The organism is Acidobacteriota bacterium (assembly GCA_035471785.1).
Classification (GTDB): domain Bacteria; phylum Acidobacteriota; class UBA6911; order RPQK01; family DATIPO01; genus JANQFM01.
Map to the genome: position 1 here is coordinate 1 of DATIPQ010000077.1, position 24,150 is coordinate 24,150.

Consider the following 24,150-nt stretch of genomic DNA (forward strand, 5'->3'; position numbering starts at 1 on the left):
TGTGACATTCCGTAGTTTTCACCAAGATACTCCTTGATCCTGTCGCGGACTTGCACTCGAGCCCGATGAATGTCGGATTTGACCGAGGCAAGCGACCGGCCGACCACTTCGCTGATATCCTGATAGCTCATTTTCTGTACGGCCGAGAGGACGAAGACTTCGCGGTACTTGGGCGGCAGGTCGGCAATCACCTTTTCAACCAGTTCACCCAGTTCTCCGGACAAGACAGCCTCCTCGGGCGACTTGGAGGGAACGCCGTGTTGTTGCGTCTCGGGTAGCTCTACGGCGTCATCCTCGTCAATCGATTCGAAGTAATGCTTCTTCCCTCGATATTTTTGGAAGACGTTGTTCTGGGCGATGCGGTACAGCCAGCTCTGAATCTTGCGGTTGTCTTTCAGCGTCCCCAGTTTGCGGAAGGCCAGGATGAACGTGTCCTGGGCCAAATCCTCAGCGTCTTCTCTTGAACTTGTCAATCGGTAGATGTAGTTCAGAATGCGCTCTCCGAAGATCTCGTAGATCCCATGGAACGCTTCGACGTCGCCGTTCTTGGCGCGCTCGACCAGCTTCTCCAACTCTTCGGGGGAGATGCCGAGATTCTGCTTCTTACGGGGCTTTCGCCCTTTTCCATCTACGCTCAACTACTTTTGATTGGGTCCTGTTTGAAAAGTTGCAAATTCCTGGAAACGTTTGCCTGGCGACTCTATTGCTGCTCTCCGGGAGGGCTTTCCTCTTCCTCCTTTTCGAGTTCGAAATGCAGTTTCACATTGTATTTCTCGGAGGCCCGGCGGGCCAGCTCATCGGCCTCCTCTTTCTGCTTCAACTGCAGCAACTGCTGTGCAAGGTTGTCGCGAATGTCGTCGATCGTCAAGTAGCCGGGCTCCCGCGTGCCGTCGACCATCAGGATATGCCAGCCCTGTACCGTGCGCAGAGGCTCCGATATCTCGCCTTCCTCCAGGCCGAAGGCCACCTGCTCCATGGCGGCTTCCAGCTGTCCGGGCTGAATCCATCCCATGAACCCGCCCCGGTCTCGGGTGCGTATGTCCTTGGAGCGCACTTGAGCGATCTTTTCGAAGTCCCCCCCGTTCCTGAGCTGCTCGACGATGCTCCTGGCTTCTTCTTCACTGCCCACCATGATGCTGTTCAGCCTGACCATGCGGGGATGGCGGAAGTACTCCTTGTTCTGCTCGTAATAGGCCTGCATGTCCTCTTCGCTGACGCTGGCCGCTTGGGAAACTTTGGCGCGGTAATAGTCGGCCAGAGCCTGAGTCCGGCGGAGTTCCATCTGACGCTGGAAGGTCTCATCCTCGTCGAGTCCGGATTCCTCGGCCTCGCGGGCGATCGCCTTCACCTCCATCCATTTGCGGATGAACTGCCTGCGCTGCTTCTCACCCTGCAACTGCTGGCGGGCTCTTGGACCCAGCGACGCCACCAGTTGGTCCACCTCGGATTGGGTCAGCCGGTAGCCATCCATCTCCGCCACCACCTCTTCCGGGTCAGCTTCAGGCGAGGTCGATTCCTGGCCCTGTTCCTGGGCCAGAAGAGGGAAAACGGCCGCCAGCATCAGGAGCGCAGAAAGGGAAAGGGACATCAAAAATCTCATATCATCCTCCAAAACGCCGCGGAAAGCGACGGGCTTGTTCAAAGACGGTCAGCATAACACAGCGCCGAAGGGCAGATGCGTGCAGCACGATCGTCGGACGGCTTCTTTTTTCGACCAAAGGCAAACCGTCCGCGTCTAATCTTACAAGTGTAGTATTTTAGGAACCGAACACGTCTTCCGGCGTGTAGACGATCTAGAAAGGAGTTACAGGACAATGAGGTTGAAATCCCTTTTGATTCTATTGTGCGTATCTTTGCTGGCGGCCGGTCCCCTGTTGGCTCAGGAGATCCGTTTCTTGCAGAGGGACGGAGGCTACCTGGGGGTAGAGCTGCGCAACGTGGACGCAGATGACGCGGCTTCCCTGAGCCTGCAACGGGTGGCCGGCGTGGTCATCGAGCGTGTGGAGCCGGGGACCCCGGCGGAAGAGGCCGGACTGCAGCCCGGAGACGCCATCCTGGAGTACGCTGGCGTGACCGTGCTGAGTGTCCGCCACTTGCAGCGCCTGGTTTCGGAGACCCCTCCCGGACGCGAGATCGATCTGTCCGTCAACCGCGGCGGACGGCAGCAGCAGATAATGGTGCAGGTGGGGAAACGCCAGAGCTCGGTCATCCGCCCCCGCGACCTCGACGATCTGCACTTCGACTTCGACTGGGACAATCTGGAACGCTTCCGCGTCGAACCGGGCGAGGGCCGGTCGCACATCTTCGTGATGAGTTCGCGGCCGCGGCTGGGGGTCTCAGTGATCACTCTCACCGAGCAATTGGCCGACTTCCTGGAAGTCCCCGACTCGCAGGGCCTTCTCGTCACCGAGGTGGTCGCCGACAGCCCCGCCGCCCGCGCCGGACTGCAAGCCGGCGACGTCATCGTGGAGCTCAACGGCGACGAGGTGGGTCAGCCCCATCGCCTCTCCCTGAGGCTCAAGGCCGGCCAGAACAACGACCTGCGCGTCTACCGCCGCGGACGCGCCATGTCCTTCACCATCGAGATCGAAGAACCCTCGCCCCCCAAGGGCGGAAAACGCCGCCTTTGAGACCAAGTCCAACTCCCAAGGCCCAACTCGCAAGAAACCTCCAAACCTCCCGCTTGTGAGTTGGGCCGGGGAGGGTTGTCACTTGCTCTGTCTGCGAAGGGCCGAGAGGAGCCGGATGAAGGGGCCGCTGGCGGCGTAGGTATAGGCCACCAGCAAGAGGGCCACCTGCGAATACCAGATCATTCCCGCCACTGCCAAGGCCACCAGGACCACCAGCAAGTGGCTCTTGCCCCGCGCCAGGTTGAGTTTCTTCATGGACGGATAGCGCAGGGTGGAGATCATCAGGAAGGAAACGACGTAGGTGGCCACCACCAGCATCAGGTCGAAGTGGGGCCATGGAGGTGGGGCCTTCAAGAAATGCACGGTGGCGGCTACGAAGCCTGCTCCAGCGGGGATGGGCAGTCCGGCGAAACTCTTCAAGTCGCTGGTCTGAACGTTGAAGCGGGCCAGCCGCATGGCCCCGCAGATAAGAAAAATGAAGGCCGAGCACTGGGCCAGCCTGCCCAAGTCCTGCATTCCCCAGGTATAGAGCAATACGGCGGGGGCCACTCCGAAGCTGACAACGTCGGCCAGTGAATCGAGCTGCAGGCCGAAATCGCTGGTGGCGTTGGCCATGCGGGCCACCCGGCCGTCCAGTCCGTCCAGCACGACGGCGATTCCGATAGCCATGGCGGCCATGTCGTAATCGCCGACCAGCGTCGAAATCAAGGCGTAGAATCCGAAAAAAATATTGCCCACGGTGAACAGAGTGGGCAGCAGATAGACGCTGCGGCGCAACTTTCGCCGCGGCGAGAAGAGGCCGCGGGCTTCTGATTCCAACTCTTTGGAATTGAACAGCACGCTTAGCTCCATCGGGCGATGACGCTCGATCCGCCCATCACCCGATCACCTTTCCTCACCTCAGGATGACACTGCCGGGGCAAAAAAACGTCGACTCGGCTTCCAAAGCGGATTAGCCCTATTCTATCACCTTTGGCGACCTCTTCTCCGGCCACTTTCCAGGGCACGATGCGGCGGGCGATCAACCCGGTGATGAGAGCAAAGGTGAGCTGGCGGCCCGCTTCATCCTCGATGGTCAACACCAAACGCTCGTTTTCGACCGAGGCCCGTTCGTCAAAGGCCAGCAGAAAGCGTCCCGGATGGTAGTCCTGGCGCACGATGCGTCCGCCGATGGGGGCCCTGTTGACGTGCACGTCGAACACCGAGAGGAAGATGCTGACGCGCAGCAGTCCGCTGCTGTCCTCTTCAACCTGCACCACCTTGCCGTCGGCGGGCGAGACCAAGGCGCCCGGATCGGCCGGGATCTCGCGCTCAGGGTTGCGGAAGAAATAGAGGACGAAGCCTCCCAGGAGAATCAACGGCACAGCCCAAGCCCAAAGCCCCAACGCCAGACAAACGGCAATCAGAGCCAGCACGGGAATATTGAAGTAAAAGCCGTCCTTGACCATGAGCCTCCAAAGGATAGCAAACTCCGGCAGCCGCCCGAGCGAACAAAAAAACCCGCGGAGTGCACTCCGCGGGTGTTGAACGAACGCCTCGCTTGAGCGAGCGTCTGCCCCGGCGGCGCCGGGTTCCTTTCCTCAAATGAAACGCATGCCGCTTAACCAGAGGCCTGCTGCGCCACGTATTGATTGATGCGCATCTGCATCTGGTCTTTCAGCGCCAGTTTCTTTTTTTTCAGGATCGTTTCTCGAAGTTGGTCGTCTTCGCTGGGATAGGGCTTCTGAATCAGTGCTTCCAGTTGCTGATCGAATTCGCGATGCTGCTGACTGAGCTGCCGGAATTCCTCATCATTCTGGGCCAGATACTCTCTGAGCTTCGTCTCATCCATTATTGACGACCCCTCCTCTCTGTTTTGTGTTTGTGGGCTTAAAAAAGTGGCGTGTTAAGGCTTGGCGCATTGTCGCAGCTAAATGTATCAGATTCCGCCGTTCCTATTCAAGGATTTGGATCGCCCTGCTTTGTGTACCTCAAGTGCAGGATAAACAGCCGGAAATGGACTTCAGCCCTGGATTTCCCTTCCGCGTTCATCGATCTTTCCCGGGAGAGCGGCGGGAATCGTAGGCTTCGATAATGGCCTTGACCAGGCGGTGACGCACCACGTCTTTCTGGGTGAAGGTGCAAAAGGCGATGCCCGACACCCTGGAGAGGAGGTCCATGCACTCGATCAGTCCGGAGCGCTGTCCCCGAGGCAGGTCGATCTGGGTGATGTCTCCGGTGACCACGGCTTGCGAATTCATGCCGATACGGGTCAGGAACATCTTCATCTGCTCGGAGGTGCAGTTTTGGGCCTCGTCGAGGATGATGAAGGAATCGCTGAGGGTTCGCCCCCGCATGAAGGCCAGGGGCGCGATCTCGATCACGCCCCGTTCCATCAGCTTGTTGACCTTCTCGCCGGAAAGCATGTGGTGGAGCGCATCGTAGAGGGGACGCAAATAGGGATTGACCTTTTCCTGCAGGTCGCCGGGCAAGAATCCCAGCTTCTCGCCGGCCTCCACGGCCGGACGAGCCAGGATGATGCGCTGGATGGTCTTGTTGAGGAGGCGCTGCACTCCTACCGCCACCGCCAGATACGTCTTGCCGGTGCCGGCCGGACCGATGCCGAACACCAGGTCGTGACTGTCGATCATGCGCACGTAGCGGGTCTGGTTGGCGCCCCGCGGGACGACTTCGCGGATGGGGGTGCGGATGACGGGAACGTCGCGGAAGAAATCTCCCAGCGTCGCCGCCGCGCCTTCGGAGACCATCTCGAAGGCATGCTGCAGATCGCCGTTGGTGAACTCCTCTCCGCTCTCCACCAGGTCGGAGAACTCGCGCAGCAGGCGGGCCAGGCGGCGCTCTTTTTCTTCGCTCTCGGATTCCACCGAGACCCGGTTGCCACGGGCGTGGATATTGCAGCCGAAGGCGTCTTCCAGAAAGCGCAGTGTCTCGCCTTGGACGTCGAAAAGAAGTTCCGCACCGCGTGCGGGTAGGTCGATGTTTCTCAAGGGGGCCTTGTGGGAGGGAGGGCGGGGAGCGGTCAGGACGGGCGGGGACTGCTCCTCCCCCGCTCAGCTCAGGACGCCGTGCCTTCGGCCTCTAGTTGGTGCAGCCTCTTGGTCAGGCGGGCCTTGTAGCGGGCGGCGGCATTTTTGTGAATGACGCCTTTGCGGGCTTTTTTGTCGATCTCCGAGTAGACCTTAGGCAAGAATTCCCGCGCTTCAGCCGCCTGCTTGTCATCAAGCATCTGGCGGAAGCGCTTGATGGCGGTCCGCATCTGTTGGCGGCGAATGCGGTTGCGCATGCGCCGGACCCGGCTCTGCCTCATCCTTTTGGCGGCAGACTTGATATTGGGCATGAGATTCGTCTCTCCTTCAAATGTCGATCTTCTCCGGGGGTGAGCCGAACGCAACTCGCCCCCTAGCAAAGCCCTTGATTGTAGTGCTCCCGTACCCTTGCTGTCAATAGGCCGACGGTGCCGAGAGGCAGTTCGCTGCATCGCCGCCCTCAGGAGCCGGCATGGCATGCCTCCAGGATGAAGCGCTCCAAGGCCGCTTTCTCGTTGCTGGAGGTGCTTTTGAGCAGGCGGTCGGTTTCCCGCAAGCGCACCAGCAGGCGTTGCAGGTGGGCGCGGGAATAGCGGCGCACCTGCTGCTCCTTGCCCTTATAGCTCCAGATCTTGAGTTTCTTGAGCACGTCCCAGAAGCGCATCCGCCGTTCTTCCAGCAGTTCCTTGGCCACCAGCAGGCGGCGGAAGTTCCAGTAGAGCATGGCCAGCACCGCCTGAGGCGTATTGCCGGCTTCGAAAAGGCGTCCCAGGATGGAAAGCGCCTTCTTGGAGTCGTTTTCAGCCACCGCGCCGATTAGGGCGAAGACGTCGTAGTCGCGGGCCTGCAGCGTCATGTCGGACACCGCCTGCAAGGTGATCTTGCGGTCTTTCAGAGTGTAGAGAAAAAGCTTCTCCAGTTCGTTGTCGAGACGCTGCAAGTCCTCGCCCGACAATTCCACCAGCCTGCGGGCGGCGGCTTGCTCCATCTCGAAGCCCTCGTCGCGGGCCCTGCGGCGAACCCACTGCTGGGGCGGCAGATCGCTTTCCGAATCGAGGCTGGGGAGTTTGGCGGGCCAGCCCTTGCCCTTGCGCGAGGCCTCCACGATCATCACCGTGCGGGCGGCCGGATCCTTCAGGTATCGTCCCAGCTCTTCAGAGCCCTGCTCGGCGTTGCGAACCCAGATCCAGCGCCGCGGCCCCATCCAGGGAAGAGTGCGGGCCGCGCTCACGACCTGCGAAGTCTCATCCGAGGCCAAATCGAAAACCTTCCAGTCAAAGCTGCGCGCCCCCTCCTCGACCTGGGCCTCGCAAAGGGCGAAGACCTTCTTGCGCAGATAGTCCTGGCCCGATTTGAGAAAATAAACCGGACGGGGATCGGAGAGCGACCCTTGAAAAGCCTTGAGATCCATGGTGAAGCGTTAGAAACCTTCCAGAATGCTGCTGATTACCGACCCCGCAAAGTCTTCGGCGATGCGGCCCAGGGCGGGATTCTGCTCGGAGAAGAAATGGTCGACGTCGGCGTTGATCTGGTATTGCTCACGGAAAATGTAGTCGTTGTTGCGATAGAGCACCTGGCCGGTGACGCGGTTTTGAAATTCCACCTGGGCCCGCATTTCCACCAGAAAAGTGCTGCCCAGGGTGGTGGTGCGGCCAAACAGTACCGAGTTGGCGCGTACCGACACCACCGTGCCCGAGAGAACGGCGTCGGCCCGGGAGGGATCATCGATGACCCGGTAGCCCGAACGCTCCACCAGTTCGCGAATCAGCTGGCGCGTCAGCAACTGCTCCACGGCGGCGGTGGCGCTGGTGTTCTCCAGCGGCATGACGGCCACCGTCTTGATGCCGTAGTCGAGACGCTGGGAAGCCGCCGTCTTGTATCCGCAGGAAGCGGCGGTCATCAGCAAGGCCAGCACAACCGGCCCGAAATGTCTGATCCGACCGGTCTTCATGAGTCGTCCTCCACGCGGGCCGTGGTGATGTCCTGCTGAGCCTGGTACTTGCCCTTGCGGTCGGCGTAGGAAACGCGGCAGGGCTCCCGAGCGCTCAGGAACACCAACTGGCCGATGCCCTCCCCGGCGTAGATGCGCACTGGACGACGGCCGGTGTTTGAAATGGATAGGGTGGCGTAACCTTCCCATTCCGGTTCGAAGGGCGTCACGTTGACCACCACCCCGCAGCGGGCGTAGGTCGATTTTCCGGTGCACAGCGTCAACACGTCGCGCGGGATGCGGAAGTATTCCAGCGAACGCGCCAGCAGGAACGATGCCGGCTCGATAAGACAGGAATCGCCCTCTTCCTGGATAAAATCGTCGGCCGCCACGGCCTTGGGGTCCAGCGGCTCGTCGCCCCGGGGCGGACGCTTAAAGAAGCGCGAGAGGCGGAAATCGTAGCCGTAGGAAGAAACGCCGTAAGAAATGACGGACGCGCCCACCTGAGAGCTTTGGAAAGGATCGATCATGGCTTTTTCGCGCGCCATGCGCTCGATCCAGTGGTCAGCCTTGAGGCCCATGGCGGGCAGTTTAGCTTACCCTGGCCCGCCCCGTGAAGCGGCCAAGGGCCGGGGCTTTCCCAAAGGCTCCTGCAGGTTGACTCGAAAGGCTTAGACAAGTATAGTCTTATGAACAGTTTAACGACGGGCTGTCGATTCCCAGGAGGCTACAGGGTACCGTGATCAAACAAGACATTGTACGGCGTGTTGCGGATCGGATGGAGGTCACCAAAGTCAAGGCGGAGTCGGCCGTAGATGCGGTTTTCGAGGCCCTCAAGACGGCCATGAAAGAAGGAGAGCGCATCGAGCTTCGCGGATTCGGCGTCTTCATGGTCAAGCCGCGCAAGAGCGGAATTGGACGCAATCCCCGTACTGGAGACGAGGTTCCCATACCGCCGGGCAAGACAGTCCGCTTCAAACCGGGCAAAGAGATCCGCTTCAACGATATGCAGTCCACCTCCAACGAACACTGACCACCATTGAGCCAACCGTCTTTTCCGCCTCTGCGGGACTCGATTCCTGAACCCCTTCTGATGGAAGAGCCCGGCTCCGAGGCCGAGCAGCCCCCCTCCCCGCGCGTCTGGATCAACGTCCTGATGCTGGTGCTGACCATCTTCACCACCGTCATGGCCGGGCTGGAACACGCGGTCACTTACGATTCCGGCTACTTCATCGATAAAGTCCGCTTGTGGGGAGCCCCCCTGTTCGATTCTTTTACCATCGCGGGAGTGGCGCGCTCCATCGATTGGATGCGGGCTGCGGCCTTCAGCTTCTGCATCCTGGCCATCTTGCTGGCCCACGAGATGGGGCACTATCTCTATTGCCGCTACTACCGCATCAGTGCCACCCTGCCGTACGTGATCCCGGTGCCCTTTATCTTCGGGACGATGGGCGCCGTCATCCGCATACGCGAGCCCTTCCGCAACCGCAAGGAGCTTTTCGACGTGGGCATCGGCGGGCCCATCGCCGGATTCGTGGTGCTGATTCCGGTGCTGATGCTGTCCCTGCTCTGGTCGTCAAGCGTGGAGATTCCCCAGGACAGCGAAGCCCGGGGACTGGTATTTGCGGTTCCCCTGCTCTTCGAATGGGTGGGGCAGTGGCTGAGCCCTCTGCCCGAGGGCCATTTGTGGATCATCCACCCCATCGGCTGGGCGGCGCTGTTCGGAGGCCTGGCCACCTCCATCAATCTGCTGCCCATCGGCCAGCTCGACGGCGGACACATCGTCTACGCCCTCTTCGGACGCCGCGTCCACCGCATGGTGTCCCACTTGACCTTCTGGGCGCTGGTGGCCCTCAGCATCTGGTCCTGGCCCTTCCCCTCCTACCTGCTCTTCGCGCTGCTGGTGCGCAAGTTCGGCTTCCGCCATCCGCCTCCCCTCGACGAGCAGGGCCTCAGGCCGGGGAAAGGACGGGCAGCTTGGGCGCTGGTGGCCCTGCTGATTTTCATCCTCACCTTCGTGCCGGTTCCCGTCCGCTGGGGATAAGGGCTGCCACAAGTCTAGCCGGCGGCGCGGATCAGTCCGCGGCGGCGCACCGCCTCCCAATCGGCCGACGGGTAAATGACCGGCGCCACCTCGATCAGGCGCGGAAAAAGGTTGAAGATGTCAAGCGAATTCCAGCGGTCGCCCGAGCGGGTGCGCAGGCCTTCCTGGTTGAGGGCCGAGGCTACTTCGGAGAGCTTCTTGTCGGCGATCAACTGCTCCAGCATCAGGACCAGGGCGCGCCGTTCCTCTTCATTCTCTTCCAGGTGAAGGCAATCTTCGGCCACCCGCAGTCCGTAGGGGACTTCTTGATAAAGCGGTTCCTGCTCCTCGCGCGGCGGACCTTGAGCAGGGCGCTCGAATTCCAGCGCCACCAGTTTCCATCCCTCTCCTTCCTTCTCCTCGAGATAGTCAGCGGAAGGCGGCGCTTCTACAAATTCGCGCAGGCGTTCACGTCGAGACATCAGGGCCTCCTAACAAGCGGACGGAAGCCACGCCGGTCGGGCGGCGATTCGCACCGTCCTCGATATCGTGGTCGAGAAGACACGCAGTCTTACCACTAGCATAAAGCAAGAGTAGTGCCAATCTGCAAATGCAGTCGCGGCGGGGCCGGAGGCGGCCTTCAGCGTCCGCTGGCGGGACGCCCTTGCCCGCTAGCGGACAGGACCGCGCGCGCCTCGGGCGCCCCGCCCTCCACCGCGCACTTCAAGTCAGAGGGCTGTGCGAAGATGACGGCGAGATGGGAGTCGTGGATGTTGTTTCTCTGGAAAACGAGTTCGCCCATGAAAGCGAAGAAGACTTCGCCCGCCTTCTCGACTTCTATGGCATCGAGTGGCGTTACGAGCCGGCTTGCTTTCCCCTGGAGCGCGATGATTCCGGCAACATCGCCGAGAGTTTCACCCCCGATTTCTACTTGCCTCAATTCGACCTCTTCATCGAATTGACCACCATGAAGCAGCGACTGGTGACCAAGAAGAACGGCAAGGTGCGCCGCTTCCGCAACCTTTATCCCGAGTTCAATCTGAAAATCCTCTACCGGCGCGACTTCCGCAAGCTGCGCCTGAAATTCGAAGCCCAAGAATGAGCGCCGCCTCTCCCCAAGTGCCGAGTCCTTCATTGGGACATGAAATCGTCTTCGACGCGGCCGACCTGCGGAGCCGGGTGGAGGAAATGGCCTCCCGGATCTCGCGCGACTACGCGGGGGCCGACTTGACCGTCATCGGACTTCTCAACGGAGCCGTCCCCTTTGTCTGCGACCTGGTGCGGGCCATCGACCTGACGGTGCGCCTCGACTTCCTGGCCGTCAGCCGCTTCGACGGCAGTCCCGGCGGAGAGGCCAGCTTCCTCAAAGACCTGGACGACGACATCTGCGGACGCCATGTATTGCTGGCCGACAACATCATCGACACCGGACTGAATCTGCACTTCGTCTGTTCCCAACTGGCCCAGCGCGATCCGGCCTCCTTGCAGGTGGCGGTGCTGCTGGCGCGTCCCGAACTGCGGCTGGCCCGCATCCCCGTACGCTATACCGGCTTCGAGGTGTCGGAGGAGTTCCTGATCGGCTACGGACTCGATTACCGGGGCTGCTACCGCAACCTGCCCTACATCGCCCGCTGCCAGGTGGATTGCGAAGAGGAGGACGGACAAGGGCGCTTCCGCATGATTCCGCTGGGCGACGAAGCCTGAGGTGAAGCGTGGACTTGCGTTGGCTGTGGACGGACCGTCTTTTTCAACTGGCTCTCTTCACGCTGCTTTTCGGGATCTTCTACGCCATGGGCGTGAGCGTCCTGCTGGGCATCCGCGACAACTACCGCCGCCACTACCAGAAGTCCGAGCTGCAGTGGACTTCTCCCGCCAGCCGCTTCCGGGCCCGCGCCGGACGCCTCCCTCTGCTCTGGATCGCGCTGGCCGCCATCCTCTCGGCGCTGCTTGTGGTCTTCTGGTGGATTCCCCGCTGAGCAGTCCTAGGTAAAGGACAGGTTGCGCTCGAAGTCGTTGGGCGATGTGGCGGCGGCTTTGGCGGTTTCCAGGCGGATGAGGCCTTCTTGATAGAGCTGGGTCAGGTGCTGGTCGAAGGTCTGCATTCCCCACTGAGCGCCCTTGGCCACCCACTCCAGCATGCCTCCCTTGGAGGGGTCTTCGATGCAGGACTTGACGGAGAGAGTGACGCGCATGATCTCCATGGCGGCTACCCGTCCTCTGGCGTCCTTGCGAGGCAGCAGGCGCTGGGAGATGGCGGCTCTGAGCGAATCGGCCAGTCGCAGGCGGGCCACCGACTGCTCGTCCCGCTCGAACATGCTGACGATGCGGGTGACGGTCTTCTCCACGTCCGAGGTGTGCAGGGTGCTGAAGACCAGATGACCCGTCTCGGCCGCCTTCATGGCGATGTCGATGGTTTCGCGGTCGCGCATCTCGCCCACCATGATGACGTCGGGATCCTGGCGCAAGGCCGCCCTCAGCGCCTTCTTGAAGCTCTCGGTATCGGCGCCCACCTCGCGCTGGGTGATGGCCGAACGCATGTCGCGATGCTGATACTCGATGGGGTCTTCGATGGTGATGATCTTCTTTTCGGCATGATGGTTGATGTGGTCGATCATGGCGGCCAGCGAGGTCGACTTGCCCGACCCGGTGACGCCGGTGACCAGCACCAGCCCGCGTTCTTCCATGGCGATGTCGGCCAGAACTTCGGGGAGCTGAAGCTCGTCCAGGCACGGAGGCGTTTCGGGAACCACCCGCATGACCACGTCAAGGGTGCCGCGCTGGCGGCACAGATTGACGCGGAAGCGTCCTCCTGAGAAGGCGTAGGAGCAGTCCTCGTCGAGCAGGTCGCGGACCCGCTTGAGCACCTCTTCCTTGTCGCGGACGCGGGCCTGGTAGAGGATGCGGGCGGCGATGGATGCCGTATCGGAAGCGTTCAGGGCGGCCCATCCGGGCAACGGCTTGATGGCGCCGTGGCGGCGGATGCGGGGAGGATTGCCGGCGCGCAGGTGAATGTCCGAGGCCTCGGCTGTGATGGCCTGCTTGAGCAAGGCCTCGAAATGGGTTGCCGCGGAGCGTTCCTGAGCGGCCGGAGTTGACGGGTTGGACATCGATTTCACCTTTCTGTGACGTCCAACATCTCATCGTCAGGGCCGCATCATGACTTTACCGCAACGTCCCGCCTCCATGGTCTTGAAAGCCTGGTCGAACTCGGCCAGAGGAAACTGGTGGGTGACGATCTGGGAAAGGTCGACCAATCCGCCGTCGAGCAGCGACTCCATCTTCTCCCAGGTGTCCCACAGGCGGCGTCCCACGATTCCGTGCAGGGTGAGGCCCTTGAAGATGACCAGATCGCTGAGTTCAAGGGTGAGGGGGTCGTCGGGCAATCCGAAGGCCACGGCGTGCCCGCCCGCGTGAAGCAACTCCAGGCCGCCCACAATGGCCTGGGGAGCGCCCGACATTTCCAGCAGCACGTCCACTCCCCCGTGCGGACTCAGATCGCGCACCTTCTCGACCAGCTTCTCCTGCTTGGGATTGATGACGTCGTCGGCTCCCAGCTTGAGGGCGAAGTCGAGGCGGTAGCGGCTGATGTCGGATACCAAGATGGTGCGCGCTCCCAGGGCTCTTACGATGAGCAGCGTCATCAAGCCCACCGGACCGGCCCCGGTGATGAGCACGTCCCGCCCCACCAGTTCCACGGCATACCCCACATGAATGGCATTGCCGAAGTTCTCCTTGAGGACGGCCACCTTGAGCGGCATGTCGGGAGGATTGGGACGGACATTCTGCCAGGGCAGCACGATGTATTGGGCGAAGGCTCCGTCCCGGTCCACCCCGATGATGCGGGTTTCCGGCGCCACGTGAGCCAGTCCTCTGCGGAAGTACTCGCCCTGGTAGTCGACGATATGACTTTCAGCGCTGACGAATTGGCCTACTCGGCGCTGCTGGACCCGCTCTCCCGTCTCCACCACCTTTCCGCACAGTTCGTGGCCCTGGGTAAAGGGAATCTTGTCGCCGCAGCGGTGGCGGGCCCAGGGAGTCCACTCGTAGATGTGACGGTCGGTGCCGCAAATGCTGGCGGCTTGCACTTCCACAAGCACCTCCTCGGGACCGACCCGGGGAACCGGCATCTCGGTCATCTCCAGTCCCGCGCGGGGACCGAGCTTTCGCACAGCTCGCATCAGTTCAGGCATGAAGTCTCCGTTTCTTCCCGGCTGGACCGCGCCCGCTCCCCATCCCAGGAAGGTCCGCGCCCCGCTCTCGTTGCCATATCGCCCTCAATTCCATATAATCCCTGTTGGCCATGCTCGAATCAAGACGACACGCCTGGACGACTTCTCGAACTACCGGCTCGGTGCGTTGAAGCGCCGACGGAAGGCCCGTGGTCAAGCCTCTCCATCTTTCGTCATTCAGTCAAGCTTGGAAGATATCGAGATTGATCCGTAGCTAAGTTCCCACGGATTGCGACGAGGTATTGGAACGATGCAGCATCAACTTGAAGAGCATAAGCAGACGCCTCTCTACAAGATGCGTCATTCGCTGGCCCACGTGCTGGCCCAGGCGGTGCAGAAGATCCGTCCCGGCGCCAAGCTGGGTTTCGGCCCTCCCGTCGACAACGGCTTCTACTACGACTTCATCCTGCCCGAGCCCATCAGCGAAGAAGATTTCCAGACCCTGGAAAAAGAGATGCGCCGCATCATCCAGGAAAAACAAGAGTTTCAGCGCCAGGAGTTGCCGGGTGAAGAAGCCGTGCAGCGCCTGCAAGACATGGGCGAGCCCCACAAGGTGGAATACGCCAAAGAGCTGCTGGAGCAAAAGGGATTCGACCGGCTCAGCTTCTACACCAACGGCCCTTTCGTGGACATGTGCGAAGGGCCTCACCTAGAGCACACCGGCCAGATTCCGCCCGACGCCTTCAAACTGGCCAGCGTGGCCGGAGCCTACTGGCGTGGCGATGAGCGCAATACCATGATGACGCGCATTTACGGCTGGGCCTTTCCCTCCAAAAAAGAGCTCAAAGCCTACATTGCCCAGCGCGAACTGGCCCTGCAGCGCGATCACCGCAAGCTGGGCGCCCAACTCGACATCTACGTCATCGACGACGAGATCGGCAAGGGACTTCCTCTCTGGCTTCCCAACGGCGCCGTACTGTGCCACGAACTGGAGAAGCTGGCCATGGAGATGGAGTTCAAGGACGGATACCAGCGCGTCCTCACGCCCCATATCACCAAGGGCGGCCTCTACCAGACCTCGGGCCACCTGACCCATTACAAGGTGGGCATGTACCCGCCCATGACCTTGCAGGAGGCCGGCGAAGAGGGCGAGGAGGTGGACCAGGATTACTACCTCAAGCCCATGAACTGTCCCCATCACCACAAGGTCTTCGCCGCCCGTCCTCGCTCTTATCGCGACCTTCCGCTGCGTTTGGCCGAATACGGCATGGTCTACCGCTACGAGAAGTCGGGACAGTTGCAGGGGCTGACGCGGGTGCGCGGGATGCACATGAACGACGCCCACATCTACTGCACGCGCCAGCAGGTGAAAGACGAATTCAAGCGCGTCATGCGGCTGCACCAGAAGCTCTACGCGCTCTTCGAGTTCTCCGACTACTACATGCGGCTCAGCCTGCGCGCGCCCGAGGATCCGCGCGACAAGTACGTCGACGATCCCGAGGCCTGGGACTACACCGAGAAAATGGTGCGGGAGGCCATGGAAGAACTGGAAGTGGACTACCAGGTCGGACTCGGCGAAGCCGCCTTCTACGGACCCAAGGTCGACATTCAGTTCAGCACCGTGTCGGAACGCGAGTTCACGGTGTCTACCAACCAGCTCGATTTCGCCATACCGCCCCGCTTCGGACTCTCCTACGTGGGGTCGGACGGACAGGAGCACACGCCCCTGTGCATCCACCGGGCGCCCTTGGGAACCCACGAGCGCTTCGTGGCCTTTCTCATCGAGCACTATGGCGGCGCCTTCCCCACCTGGCTGGCCCCCGTACAGGTGCGCGTCCTGCCGGTCAGCGAGCACTTCCTGGAATACGCCGAGAAGCTGAACGAGCGGCTGCGGGAAGATCTGGTGCGCAGCGAAGTCGACTCCTCGGACGAAAAGCTGGGCAAGAAGATCCGCCTGGGCGCCACCTCCAAGATCCCCATCCTGCTGGTGGTAGGCGAGAAGGAACAGGTCGACGGGACGGTGACGGTGCGGCGCTACGGAATCCGCCGGCAGAAGACCTTCAAGGTGGCGGAATTCGTCGACATGGTGAAAGACGAGATCGCCCAGCGGCGCCACCTCCGCGAATGGTAGCCGAGCCATGCAGACATCCATTCTCAAGGTCGGTCCCGCCCCCATGGAGGACGAAGCGGTGGGGCGCGCGGCCGAATTGCTGCGCGGCGGCCAAGTGGTGGCCTTTCCCACCGAAACGGTCTACGGACTGGCAGCCGATGCCACTTCGCGTTCGGCGGTGGAGAAGATCTACCGGGCCAAGCAGCGTCCCGCCGACAATCCGCTCATCGTGCACATCGCCGAGGCGGAGCAGCTCGGGGAACTGGTGGAGGAAGGGGCCGAGCGGGCTCTGAGCCGGGCCCGCCGGTTGGCGGACTCTCTCTGGCCCGGTCCTCTGACGCTGGTCGTTCCGGCCGGACCCGAGATCCGGCGCTCCTGCTGCCGGGGACTCGACACCGTGGCCGTGCGCCTGCCCGATCACCCGGTGGCCCGCGCCCTGATCGCCCGCGCCGGACGTCCTCTGGCGGCGCCCAGCGCCAACCTCTCGGGACGCCCCTCCCCCACCACCGCGGCCCACGTGGCTCACGACCTGGGCGGACGCATCCCCCTCATCCTCGACGCCGGACCTTGCCGGGTGGGACTGGAGTCCACCGTGCTGGACATCAGCGGCGAAACGGTGATTCTCTTGCGCCCGGGCGCAGTCAGCGCCCCGCAGATCGCCCGCGTGGTGGGCGAACGCGTGGAAAGCGAGGGCCAGGCCCGGCGTTCTCCGGGGACCCGCCATGGCCACTACCGTCCCCTTTCTCCACTCTACTTGATCCCCAGCGGCCTTGACGACGCCTCGCTCAAGGAGGCTCTGAGCCGGCGCCTGCAAAAGGCCGCCCGAGCCCGTGCGGTCGACAGCGATGAAGAAGAAACGGCTCCCCGCTTCGGATACCTGGGAGAACGTTCTTTGCTGCGTTTTCACGCCCAAGCCCTGACTCTCCCCGATCGGCCCACGCTCGCTGAACGGGCCCGCCATCTCTACGCCGACCTGCGGGCCCTGGACGCGCTCAAGCCCGCCTTCATCCTGGCGGACGAGGCTTCTCCAGGACCTTCGTCCGCCGCCCTCCGCGACCGTCTCTCCCGCGCCGCCAAAGGCTCCATCCTCGAGTGATCAGCGGAAGATTACGCCCTCCCGCCCGAACCAGAGAGTGGAAAAAGCCAGGCTCAGGACGGCGAAGACAAGCAGCGACAGGTAGGTCAGCATCAATTCCAGGGTCGTGATCGACTCGGCAATGATGGCTTTGGTGGCCAAAGACACGTTGAGGATGGGCGCCAGAGCTGTCAGCGAATTCAATTCCACCCCCGGGGCCATGCCGATGGCGGCGGGCAAAATCACCAGGATGATCATGGGAGAGATGATGCTTTGAGCCTCCTTGAAACTCTTGGCGAAGACGCTGAAAGAGAGCATGATCCCGGCAAAGAATACCGTCAGCGGAATCAACAGCGACAGCACCAGCACGATGGAACGGCCCTCCAGAAGGGCCATGACGTCTCCCATCCGCTCTTCCCCCATCCTGATCTGCGAGCTTCCGATATAGAGCCCGACGATCGACATGCAGGCCGCAAAGACTCCCGTCAGGACCACTACCCCGAATTTTCCCAGCAGGATTTCCAGCCGTCCGGCGGGCGAGACCAGCAGGGTTTCCAAAGTGCCCCGCTCTTTTTCTCCGGCGCCCAAGTCGATGGCAGGATACATGGCGCCGGTGAAGCAGAAGAGGATGAACATGTAGGGCAGGAATCCGCCCACCATCTGGGCTAGGCGCTCTTTTTGGCTGGCAACGTTTCGCTCCTCGATATCCACGGCCGTCACGAACTCCTCACTGACCTGCAACTCCTCGAGACGGGCTCGCAGCAGATCGCTGCTGTACTGCCTGATCGGCTCCAGCATGCGATTGCGGCCGATCTTGGTGTCGGTGGCTTTGAAATAGACCGTCACCCTGCCCGAACGCCGGTCGGCCACGGCGCTGTCGAAGTCGGACGCGAACACGTAGGCCCCATCCAGTTCCTCGCCGCGAATAAGCGCTTCCACCTGGTCACGGTCAGCCTCCTCAACCAGCTCGATCCTTTCCTGCTTTGCCAGGTAGGACTCGAACTCGGAAGCGTTCCCCCGGTCGAAGACGGCAACCTTCAGCAGGGCCTCGCGGGCTTGCTGATCGGTCGAAGAGATCACGCGGTCCATCACCATGAAAATGAGAGGAAACATGATGAGGGGTAGTATCACCATTCCGATGATGGTGCGCCGGTCACGGATGGTGTCGAGGCATTCCTTCTTGAAGATCGTCCAAACGGTGGATAGATTCATGGCTCAGGCTGCCTCCACGATGCGGATGAATTCGTCTTCCAAGGAGCGCGATTCCATGCGCTCGCGGAAGGACTTGAAGGGACCGTTGAAGAGCAGGCGGCCCTTGTGGATGATGGCCAGGTCGTCGGCCAGAAGGCTTACTTCTCCCATGATGTGGGTGGAGAAAATGACGGTCTTGCCCCGTCCCCGGCAGTCTTTGATCAACTGTACGATGTTGCGCGCCGAGATGACGTCGAGTCCTGCCGTGGGTTCATCGAAGACTACCACCTCGGGATCGTGAATCATGGTGCGGGCGATGGAGACCCGCTGCTTTTGCCCGGTGGAGAGCTTGCCGATGCGCTGATGAGTGAAGGATTCGATGCCCAGACGGTCGATCAACTCATCGCGCCGCTTTTCGAATTCGGCCGAGGGGAGTTCGTACAGGTCAGCGTAATACTTGAGGATCTCGAGCGGCGTCAAACGAGCGTAAAGGCCCGTGCTGCCGGTCAGGAATCCCATCGAAGCCCGCACCTGGCTCGGGGACTTGCGGACGTCGTTCCCGTTGACGGTCACGGTTCCTGAAGAGGGTTTCATGAGCGTGGCCATGATGCGCAGGGCCGTGGTCTTTCCGGCGCCGTTAGGACCCAACAAGGTGAAGATGCGGCCGGGGCGGCACTCAAAGCTGACGTCGTCCACCGCCGTCAGGGTCTTGGTGGATTGGTCCTTCCCCAGCTCCCGCCGCTGGCGGCGGGAAAGCTGGAACGTCTTCGTAAGTCTCTGGACCTCTATCACGGGCTTCCTCCTTGACGGTTGCGCTCTTGCTACGGAGAAAGCCGACTTCTTATTCTCGTCTTTTTTCGACTCTCTGTGAACAATTGGCCCGCAAGCGCCGTATAAGACTGCGAACCTACCTAAAGAACCTCCCTGGCGAAAGGGGAGCGGCGACGGTCGCCGCTCCCCTTACTATTTGGGCCCTGAACCTTTTTCCCTTACCCTTCTCTCTATTCGTCACGAATTCAAAGCCGAGTGTGGTAAAACCTTTTTGGATGTTCGTGACGTGACTACCAAAACCAGGAGATCTACCGTGCCTTTGTCTCTAACCTCCCCCAGGGTATGGATTCTGGCATTCGCCATTTTCTGCTGCCTTGTCAACCTCTCTCCCGCCACTACTCTGCGGCCCCTCAACCTGCAGGACCTCGTCGACCATTCCTCGCGAGTGTTCCGCGGAAACTGCCTTTCCCAGGTGCAAGGGGTTGACCAGCGCGGACTGCCTTACACGGCTTACACCTTCCGCGTGGAGGAGGTTCTGGCGGGCCAAGTCGATGGGCCCACAATCACCATCCGCCAGTTCGGACTGAGCGGTCAGGCCCCGGTCCAAGCCGGACGCAACCAGATCCGCATCGCGGCCATGCCCCATTACCAGCCGGGCCAGAGCTACCTCCTCTTCCTGCCCGAGGACAGCCGCTGGGGATTCGCCTCTCCGGTGGGCCTGCTGCAGGGCGCTTTTCGGGTATTGGGCAAAGGCGAGAGCCAGATCGCCGTTAACGGCGTAGGCAACCTCAATCTGACTCTGGACACCTCCCAGACCCCCCAACAACGGCTTCAGGAACGCCGCTCGCAGGCCCGGACGGTCAGCCAAGGTCCGGTGACCTACTCCTCCCTGCGTCAGGTGGTGCTGCGCCTGTCTTCGGGCCAACGGATGCCGATCAGCGAGATGGCGCGGGCGCTGCGTCGGGGAGGCCGCCAATGAAATACCCGGACTCACGCCTTCTTCTGGCACTGTTGACCGCGGCCGCCTTGCTGGCGTTGCCCGCCTTGAGTTCGGGCCTGCACGCCGGCGGACCGCTCATCTTGCAGCAGCCCGGCCAGCCGCTGCTGTGGGGCGGCAGTCCGCCCACCGTGGTCATCCGTTTCGATACCGGCGCCCTGGGACACCTCACGGCAGCCGAGTCGCTGGCGCACCAGCAGGCCGCGGCCCAAGCCTGGACCGACATCCCCTCTTCCTCCATGACGATCGTGGACGGCGGCGTGGCCGAGTCGATCTTCGGTCCCGAGGGTGCGGGAGACTTCGCCATCGACAATATCCTCTCGGTGATGGGAGTCAACAACGGCGGACTGACTCCGCTGGTCATCGACAACGAAGACGTCAACGGCAACGGCAGCGGAGACATTTTCGATGCCCTCGGCTTTACCGGCGTGCTGGGCGTAGCATCACCCGAATACCTGTCCGAGGGCGTCATCCGGGAGGGGCTGGTGCTCATCAACGGGCCTACCATGTTCGACTCCGACAGCGACGGCTCTCACTTCAGGGGAGTCCTGGTGCATGAGCTGGGGCACCTGCTCAATTTGGCCCACTCGGTCGTCAACGGCCAAGCCGTGTTCTTCGGGGGGACGGAATCGCTTTATCCCGACGGAACGCCGCTGGGCGCGGGCGTCGAGCATGTGGAGACCATGTATCCCTTTCTGGCGCCCTTCCCGGGCGGAACGGGAGTCTTTCAGGCCCAGCCCAGCCTGGACGACATCGCCATCCTCTCCACACTCTATCCCCAGCCGGGGGCTTCCATCGAGCAGGCCGCCACCATCAGCGGCCGGGTTTTGTCAGGCCTGGGTACGCCCCGCACCGGCTACCAGGTGATCGCCCGCAATCAGGACGGCGATCCGCTGGTGGACGCCGTCTCGGCCATCAGCGGAGACTTCGTGCAGGTGATCGGGCCCGTCACCCCCTTCGCGGGGACCTATACCCTCAACATGCTCACTCCGGGCGGGCGCTACAGCCTGGAACTGCGCGACACGCGGGCGGGCGGCTTTTCCACCCAGGTGCTGCGGGCGCCCGACTTCGCATTCGACTCCTCCGAACGTTCCAACGGCCCCGAAGAGTTCTACAGCGGGCCCGACGAAGACGTGGCTTCTCCGCCCGATGATCCGCAGGCCGCACCCTTTCTGATCGACGTTCAAGCCGGCGGTCCGGCCCAGGCGGCCGAGGCCGATATTCGGCTCAACGAGTTCACCGTTCCGGCCAACGACGATTGCTCCCAGGCCGTCCCGGTGCCGCTCTCTCAGCTTCCTTTCCGGGACGTCCGCAAGACTCGCGCCGCTACTCTGGAAATGGGAGAGGAGAATGCTGAATGTGGCTTCGACGCCGATACGAGAAGCGTCTGGTACCGTTTGGAAAACGACACCGCCGACGATCTCTTGGTGGACGCTGATACGGCCCTGAGCGATTTCTTTACCGTGCTGCAGGTTTTCGACGGCAGTTGCTCAAACCCCCAAATCGATCTTGAGGCTTGCGGTTTCGGGGGGTTCTCCATAGCCGGCTCCCTGGTCCGGTTTACCGTCGCGCCAGGGACTTCCCGCCTGCTGAGGGTCGCCGACAGTTTCGTGGGGACGGGCGGCGACCTGGTCTTCTCGGTGCGGGAGGTGGAGTTGGCGCCCCCGCCCGCCAACGACGCCTGCCCACAGGCCGTCGTCATCGATTCCCTGCCCTTCTTTGACAGCCGGGACGTCTCAGGCGCCCTCACCGAGACCTCGGAGCCCAACATTGACTGCATCTTCGGCGCCGGCGACAGCACCGTCTGGTACAGCTACCTGCATGATCAGCCCGGTCGGAGGCAACTGTTGCTTTCCACCGCGGGCAGCGACTACGACACCGTCATTCAGGTCTACGAGGGGTCCTGCGACTCGCTCATGGTCTCCGACGAAGTCTGCGACGACGACGACGGACCGGGCCTGACCTCGATGGTCAGTTTTACCGCTATCCCCGGGGTGCGGTACTTCATCAAGATAGCCGCCTTCAGCGGCTCGGCCGGCAACCTGCAGCTCACGCTGGAGCCCGCCCCCGGACCTCCCCCCAACGATGACTGCGTGCAGGCCGTCCCCGTCACGGTCAGCCAGCTTCCCTTTCAGGACCAGGTTACGACCCTGAATGCCGGCAATGAGCCCAACGAACCGGATACCACTTGCGGATCGGAGGATCCGGCAGAGCAGTCCGCCAGCGTATGGTACCGCCTCAGCAACGACACTTCCCTTCCCGCGCAGGTCCTGCTCTCTGCCGAAGGAGGCGATGCCAACAGCGTCCTGCAGACCTACCGGGGAGTGTGCTCGGCCTTCCTGCCGCTGCAATGCGACGTCCTCAGCGGCGCCGGTTTCAACGGCCGGCTGACCGCCACGGTTCAGCCCGGCGAGACGATCTGGATCAAGTCGGCGGCCTTCGGGACTCAACAGCGAAACGAGGCGGTCTTTTCGGCCCAATGGCTGAATCCGATGCTGGAGGGCGACCTGCAACTGACGCTGGCCCGCTTGAACGAAAGGACCACCACGGCCCGCGAACCGCTTCTGCTGGCGGCGGTCGTGGCCAATACCACCGGCCTGCCCGTCAGCAACGTGATCCTGCAAGTCGTCGTTTCGGAAACGGGATTGCCGGTCGAACTCACTTCGCCCAGCGGCCAATGCGCCCCCGATGCCCTCGACGGGCAACTCTTCACCTGCACCTGGAACCAGCTTGAGCCCGGCCAGGAAGTGCAGGCGGTGGCGGAGAGCGTCCCCCGCACAGGAGGAGAAATCGACCTTACGGCTTCGCTGGACTGGGATCAGGCACCGGCCGGTCAGGAAAACCTCAGCATCAGTCTGGCCTCATCGGTGAGGCCCTTCCTGGTGTTCCCCGCCCGCTTGCAGCACCCGCTGCCCACCCTTTTCGACAATACCTTCGTGGGAATGGCCGTCGTCAACATCACCTCGCAACAACAGAACCTCATCCTGCAGGGTCTGGACGGCGCCGGCGACTCGCTCTTCGTCACCGATCCCGCCGCTCTGCTGGAGCCCCGCGGACAGTCGGCCCTGACCACCGAACAAGCCGGGCCGCTGACGGCTGAGACACGGGCCATCGCGGCCCGCGGACAGGATGATCTGGAAGGCTTCTTCATGGCCGGCGACCTCTCCCTGCAACGCCTGGACGGCATCGGAAGGCAACTGCCGAGAAGCCGCGACCTGATCTTCCCCGTGGTCCAGGACGACCTTCGCCACAGCACCCAGCTCTTTCTCTTCAACGATAGCGCCGGCCGGATCCCCGGCATCGACCTCAAGCTCTTCAATGCTTCCGGAGAGCTCTTGGACCAGCAAGAAATGGAGTTTCCCAACAGCGGTTCGCTGCTGGCGCCGGTCTCCGAACTCTTCGATTTCGAGCAAGTTAAAGATGGCTACATCACCCTCCATTCGCCGCTCCCCATGAAGGGATTCACCTTCGTGGCCTCGACCGATTCCATGATCGCGGCCGCGGCCCAGGAGCCCGAGCCGGCTTTCCAACTGCTGGCGCCTCACTACCTGATCGACAACCAGGGGGGCGACACGCTGGTGCGCCTCTTCAACGCCTCCCAGGGTCCTCTGCAAGTGCGCGCAACGATCTTCGACGAGAATGGACTGGCATTGGAGCTCCGCGACTTCGAGGTCGCACCCGGCGAGATGTTCGTATCCGAAATCACCGAGCTCTTCAGTATCGACGCCGGCCCCTCGGGACTGCGCACCGGCTACCTCAGATTCTCGCTTCAACCCGCCGACTTCGTGGGCTTTTTCGGTCCCCTGGGACAGGTGATCGGATCGGTGGAATTCCGTACGGCCCAAGAGCGGACGCGTTCGCTTCTGCCCATGCAGGCCTTCGGCAACGAACTGACGCGCTTCTTCCAGGTGGCCCAATCCGCGGAACTGGGCATCTTCACCGGATTGGCCATTCTCAACACCGCCAGTTCCGATTCCCAGCCGGCCACCGTGACCGTGCGGGCTTACGACGCCCAGGGCGTAATCGCCGCTGAGAGAATCTTCGCTCTGGAGGGCCGCAGCAGGATCCTGGGCCTGCTCAACGAGGACATCTATTTCGGACCCAGCTTCGAACTGGTCACCGGACACATCGAAGTGCAGTCTTCGTCGCCCGTGTTTACCTTCGCCCTCTTCGGAGACTTCTCAGGACGCTTTCTTTCCGCCATCGAGGGTCAGCCGGACAACTGAGT

The 24,150-nt window shown here is 62.0% G+C and carries 25 protein-coding genes; 10 read left to right on the forward strand and 15 right to left on the reverse strand.

Annotated elements, in window-relative coordinates; translation table 11 throughout:
- Together VLU25_10640 and VLU25_10645 are read right to left on the reverse strand one after the other, a co-directional pair.
- Positions 1 to 638: RNA polymerase sigma factor (locus tag VLU25_10640; protein HSR68389.1), on the reverse strand; the 638-nt coding region annotated here is incomplete at its 3' end.
- A gap of 62 nt (positions 639 to 700) precedes the next feature.
- Entirely contained in the window at positions 701 to 1,600 is a 900-nt protein-coding gene (locus tag VLU25_10645; GenBank protein HSR68390.1) for a peptidylprolyl isomerase, read from the reverse strand.
- A 214-nt stretch (positions 1,601 to 1,814) separates the two neighbouring features.
- On the opposite strand from VLU25_10645, the gene VLU25_10650 reads away from it, so the two are divergent.
- Positions 1,815 to 2,630: a PDZ domain-containing protein gene (locus VLU25_10650; protein HSR68391.1), complete on the forward strand. Its 816-nt coding sequence runs from the start codon at positions 1,815 to 1,817 to the stop codon at positions 2,628 to 2,630.
- Between the two features lie 78 nt (positions 2,631 to 2,708).
- Here VLU25_10650 and pssA read toward each other — a convergent pair whose 3' ends face one another.
- The 8 genes from pssA to dcd all read right to left on the reverse strand — a co-directional run bounded on the left by pssA (position 2,709) and on the right by dcd (position 8,167).
- The gene (pssA, locus tag VLU25_10655) at positions 2,709 to 3,470 is read right to left on the reverse strand and encodes a CDP-diacylglycerol--serine O-phosphatidyltransferase (GenBank protein ID HSR68392.1); all 762 of its coding nucleotides are present in this window, start codon (positions 3,468 to 3,470) and stop codon (positions 2,709 to 2,711) included.
- A 2-nt stretch (positions 3,471 to 3,472) separates the two neighbouring features.
- Positions 3,473 to 4,078, reverse strand: coding sequence for a phosphatidylserine decarboxylase family protein (locus tag VLU25_10660; GenBank protein ID HSR68393.1), 606 nt, complete (start codon positions 4,076 to 4,078; stop codon positions 3,473 to 3,475).
- Positions 4,079 to 4,230: 152 nt separating this feature from the next.
- Positions 4,231 to 4,461, reverse strand: a complete 231-nt coding sequence (locus VLU25_10665) for a DUF465 domain-containing protein (GenBank protein ID HSR68394.1) — start codon at positions 4,459 to 4,461, stop codon at positions 4,231 to 4,233.
- A 196-nt stretch (positions 4,462 to 4,657) separates the two neighbouring features.
- Positions 4,658 to 5,617, reverse strand: coding sequence for a PhoH family protein (locus VLU25_10670; protein ID HSR68395.1), 960 nt, complete (start codon positions 5,615 to 5,617; stop codon positions 4,658 to 4,660).
- A 68-nt stretch (positions 5,618 to 5,685) separates the two neighbouring features.
- Complete coding sequence (gene rpsT, locus VLU25_10675; GenBank protein HSR68396.1) at positions 5,686 to 5,967, reverse strand: 30S ribosomal protein S20; 282 nt, start codon at positions 5,965 to 5,967, stop codon at positions 5,686 to 5,688.
- Positions 5,968 to 6,116: 149 nt separating this feature from the next.
- Complete coding sequence (holA, locus tag VLU25_10680; protein ID HSR68397.1) at positions 6,117 to 7,067, reverse strand: DNA polymerase III subunit delta; 951 nt, start codon at positions 7,065 to 7,067, stop codon at positions 6,117 to 6,119.
- A gap of 9 nt (positions 7,068 to 7,076) precedes the next feature.
- Positions 7,077 to 7,607: an LptE family protein gene (locus VLU25_10685; GenBank protein HSR68398.1), complete on the reverse strand. Its 531-nt coding sequence runs from the start codon at positions 7,605 to 7,607 to the stop codon at positions 7,077 to 7,079.
- Positions 7,604 to 8,167 (reverse strand): dCTP deaminase, encoded by a 564-nt coding sequence (dcd, locus tag VLU25_10690; GenBank protein HSR68399.1) that lies wholly within the window; start codon positions 8,165 to 8,167, stop codon positions 7,604 to 7,606. Before dcd ends, VLU25_10685 begins: the two co-directional genes overlap by 4 nt.
- A gap of 158 nt (positions 8,168 to 8,325) precedes the next feature.
- Between dcd and VLU25_10695 the strand changes: the two genes are divergently transcribed.
- Together VLU25_10695 and VLU25_10700 are read left to right on the forward strand one after the other, a co-directional pair.
- Positions 8,326 to 8,619, forward strand: coding sequence for an HU family DNA-binding protein (locus VLU25_10695; protein HSR68400.1), 294 nt, complete (start codon positions 8,326 to 8,328; stop codon positions 8,617 to 8,619).
- A gap of 6 nt (positions 8,620 to 8,625) precedes the next feature.
- Complete coding sequence (locus tag VLU25_10700; GenBank protein ID HSR68401.1) at positions 8,626 to 9,630, forward strand: site-2 protease family protein; 1,005 nt, start codon at positions 8,626 to 8,628, stop codon at positions 9,628 to 9,630.
- 14 nt (positions 9,631 to 9,644) lie between these two features.
- On the opposite strand, the gene VLU25_10705 is transcribed toward VLU25_10700, so the two are convergent.
- On the reverse strand, positions 9,645 to 10,091 hold the full coding sequence (locus VLU25_10705; protein ID HSR68402.1) for a hypothetical protein: 447 nt from the start codon (positions 10,089 to 10,091) through the stop codon (positions 9,645 to 9,647).
- A gap of 275 nt (positions 10,092 to 10,366) precedes the next feature.
- Between VLU25_10705 and VLU25_10710 the strand changes: the two genes are divergently transcribed.
- Genes VLU25_10710 through VLU25_10720 form a run of 3 tightly spaced genes read left to right on the forward strand, consistent with a single transcriptional unit; the run spans position 10,367 to position 11,585 of the window.
- Entirely contained in the window at positions 10,367 to 10,711 is a 345-nt protein-coding gene (locus tag VLU25_10710) for a hypothetical protein (protein HSR68403.1), read from the forward strand.
- Positions 10,708 to 11,313, forward strand: a complete 606-nt coding sequence (gene hpt / locus VLU25_10715) for a hypoxanthine phosphoribosyltransferase (protein HSR68404.1) — start codon at positions 10,708 to 10,710, stop codon at positions 11,311 to 11,313. The genes VLU25_10710 and hpt overlap by 4 nt, the downstream gene beginning before the upstream one ends.
- Before the next feature lie 8 nt (positions 11,314 to 11,321).
- Positions 11,322 to 11,585 (forward strand): hypothetical protein, encoded by a 264-nt coding sequence (locus VLU25_10720; GenBank protein HSR68405.1) that lies wholly within the window; start codon positions 11,322 to 11,324, stop codon positions 11,583 to 11,585.
- Between the two features lie 6 nt (positions 11,586 to 11,591).
- On the opposite strand, the gene VLU25_10725 is transcribed toward VLU25_10720, so the two are convergent.
- Together VLU25_10725 and tdh are read right to left on the reverse strand one after the other, a co-directional pair.
- Positions 11,592 to 12,716 carry a PilT/PilU family type 4a pilus ATPase gene (locus VLU25_10725; protein ID HSR68406.1) on the reverse strand — a complete coding sequence of 375 codons (1,125 nt, stop codon included), beginning with the start codon at positions 12,714 to 12,716 and terminating at the stop codon, positions 11,592 to 11,594.
- 36 nt (positions 12,717 to 12,752) lie between these two features.
- A complete protein-coding gene (gene tdh, locus VLU25_10730; GenBank protein ID HSR68407.1) occupies positions 12,753 to 13,799 on the reverse strand; it encodes an L-threonine 3-dehydrogenase in 1,047 nt (348 codons plus the stop codon).
- Positions 13,800 to 14,088: 289 nt separating this feature from the next.
- Between tdh and thrS the strand changes: the two genes are divergently transcribed.
- Positions 14,089 to 15,909, forward strand: a complete 1,821-nt coding sequence (thrS, locus tag VLU25_10735; protein ID HSR68408.1) for a threonine--tRNA ligase — start codon at positions 14,089 to 14,091, stop codon at positions 15,907 to 15,909.
- A gap of 7 nt (positions 15,910 to 15,916) precedes the next feature.
- Positions 15,917 to 16,984 carry an L-threonylcarbamoyladenylate synthase gene (locus VLU25_10740; GenBank protein ID HSR68409.1) on the forward strand — a complete coding sequence of 356 codons (1,068 nt, stop codon included), beginning with the start codon at positions 15,917 to 15,919 and terminating at the stop codon, positions 16,982 to 16,984.
- On the opposite strand, the gene VLU25_10745 is transcribed toward VLU25_10740, so the two are convergent.
- Together VLU25_10745 and VLU25_10750 are read right to left on the reverse strand one after the other, a co-directional pair.
- On the reverse strand, positions 16,985 to 18,175 hold the full coding sequence (locus VLU25_10745) for an ABC transporter permease (GenBank protein HSR68410.1): 1,191 nt from the start codon (positions 18,173 to 18,175) through the stop codon (positions 16,985 to 16,987).
- A 3-nt stretch (positions 18,176 to 18,178) separates the two neighbouring features.
- On the reverse strand, positions 18,179 to 18,946 hold the full coding sequence (locus VLU25_10750) for an ATP-binding cassette domain-containing protein (protein ID HSR68411.1): 768 nt from the start codon (positions 18,944 to 18,946) through the stop codon (positions 18,179 to 18,181).
- 292 nt (positions 18,947 to 19,238) lie between these two features.
- Here VLU25_10750 and VLU25_10755 point away from each other — a divergent pair, with 292 nt between their 5' ends.
- The gene (locus VLU25_10755; protein ID HSR68412.1) at positions 19,239 to 19,904 is read left to right on the forward strand and encodes a hypothetical protein; all 666 of its coding nucleotides are present in this window, start codon (positions 19,239 to 19,241) and stop codon (positions 19,902 to 19,904) included.
- The gene (locus VLU25_10760) at positions 19,901 to 24,148 is read left to right on the forward strand and encodes a hypothetical protein (protein HSR68413.1); all 4,248 of its coding nucleotides are present in this window, start codon (positions 19,901 to 19,903) and stop codon (positions 24,146 to 24,148) included. Before VLU25_10755 ends, VLU25_10760 begins: the two co-directional genes overlap by 4 nt.
- Positions 24,149 to 24,150 lie beyond the last annotated feature (2 nt).

Coding starts and splice junctions, on each gene's coding strand:
- VLU25_10645 (HSR68390.1), bottom strand. CDS start 1,600: ATGAGATTTTTGATGTCCCTTTCCCTTTCTGCGCTCCTGATGCTGGCG.
- VLU25_10650 (HSR68391.1), top strand. CDS start 1,815: ATGAGGTTGAAATCCCTTTTGATTCTATTGTGCGTATCTTTGCTGGCG.
- VLU25_10660 (HSR68393.1), bottom strand. CDS start 4,078: ATGGTCAAGGACGGCTTTTACTTCAATATTCCCGTGCTGGCTCTGATT.
- VLU25_10665 (HSR68394.1), bottom strand. CDS start 4,461: ATGGATGAGACGAAGCTCAGAGAGTATCTGGCCCAGAATGATGAGGAA.
- rpsT (HSR68396.1), bottom strand. CDS start 5,967: ATGCCCAATATCAAGTCTGCCGCCAAAAGGATGAGGCAGAGCCGGGTC.
- holA (HSR68397.1), bottom strand. CDS start 7,067: ATGGATCTCAAGGCTTTTCAAGGGTCGCTCTCCGATCCCCGTCCGGTT.
- VLU25_10685 (HSR68398.1), bottom strand. CDS start 7,607: ATGAAGACCGGTCGGATCAGACATTTCGGGCCGGTTGTGCTGGCCTTG.
- dcd (HSR68399.1), bottom strand. CDS start 8,167: ATGGGCCTCAAGGCTGACCACTGGATCGAGCGCATGGCGCGCGAAAAA.
- VLU25_10705 (HSR68402.1), bottom strand. CDS start 10,091: ATGTCTCGACGTGAACGCCTGCGCGAATTTGTAGAAGCGCCGCCTTCC.
- VLU25_10710 (HSR68403.1), top strand. CDS start 10,367: ATGGGAGTCGTGGATGTTGTTTCTCTGGAAAACGAGTTCGCCCATGAA.
- hpt (HSR68404.1), top strand. CDS start 10,708: ATGAGCGCCGCCTCTCCCCAAGTGCCGAGTCCTTCATTGGGACATGAA.
- VLU25_10725 (HSR68406.1), bottom strand. CDS start 12,716: ATGTCCAACCCGTCAACTCCGGCCGCTCAGGAACGCTCCGCGGCAACC.
- tdh (HSR68407.1), bottom strand. CDS start 13,799: ATGCCTGAACTGATGCGAGCTGTGCGAAAGCTCGGTCCCCGCGCGGGA.
- thrS (HSR68408.1), top strand. CDS start 14,089: ATGCAGCATCAACTTGAAGAGCATAAGCAGACGCCTCTCTACAAGATG.
- VLU25_10740 (HSR68409.1), top strand. CDS start 15,917: ATGCAGACATCCATTCTCAAGGTCGGTCCCGCCCCCATGGAGGACGAA.
- VLU25_10745 (HSR68410.1), bottom strand. CDS start 18,175: ATGAATCTATCCACCGTTTGGACGATCTTCAAGAAGGAATGCCTCGAC.
- VLU25_10760 (HSR68413.1), top strand. CDS start 19,901: ATGAAATACCCGGACTCACGCCTTCTTCTGGCACTGTTGACCGCGGCC.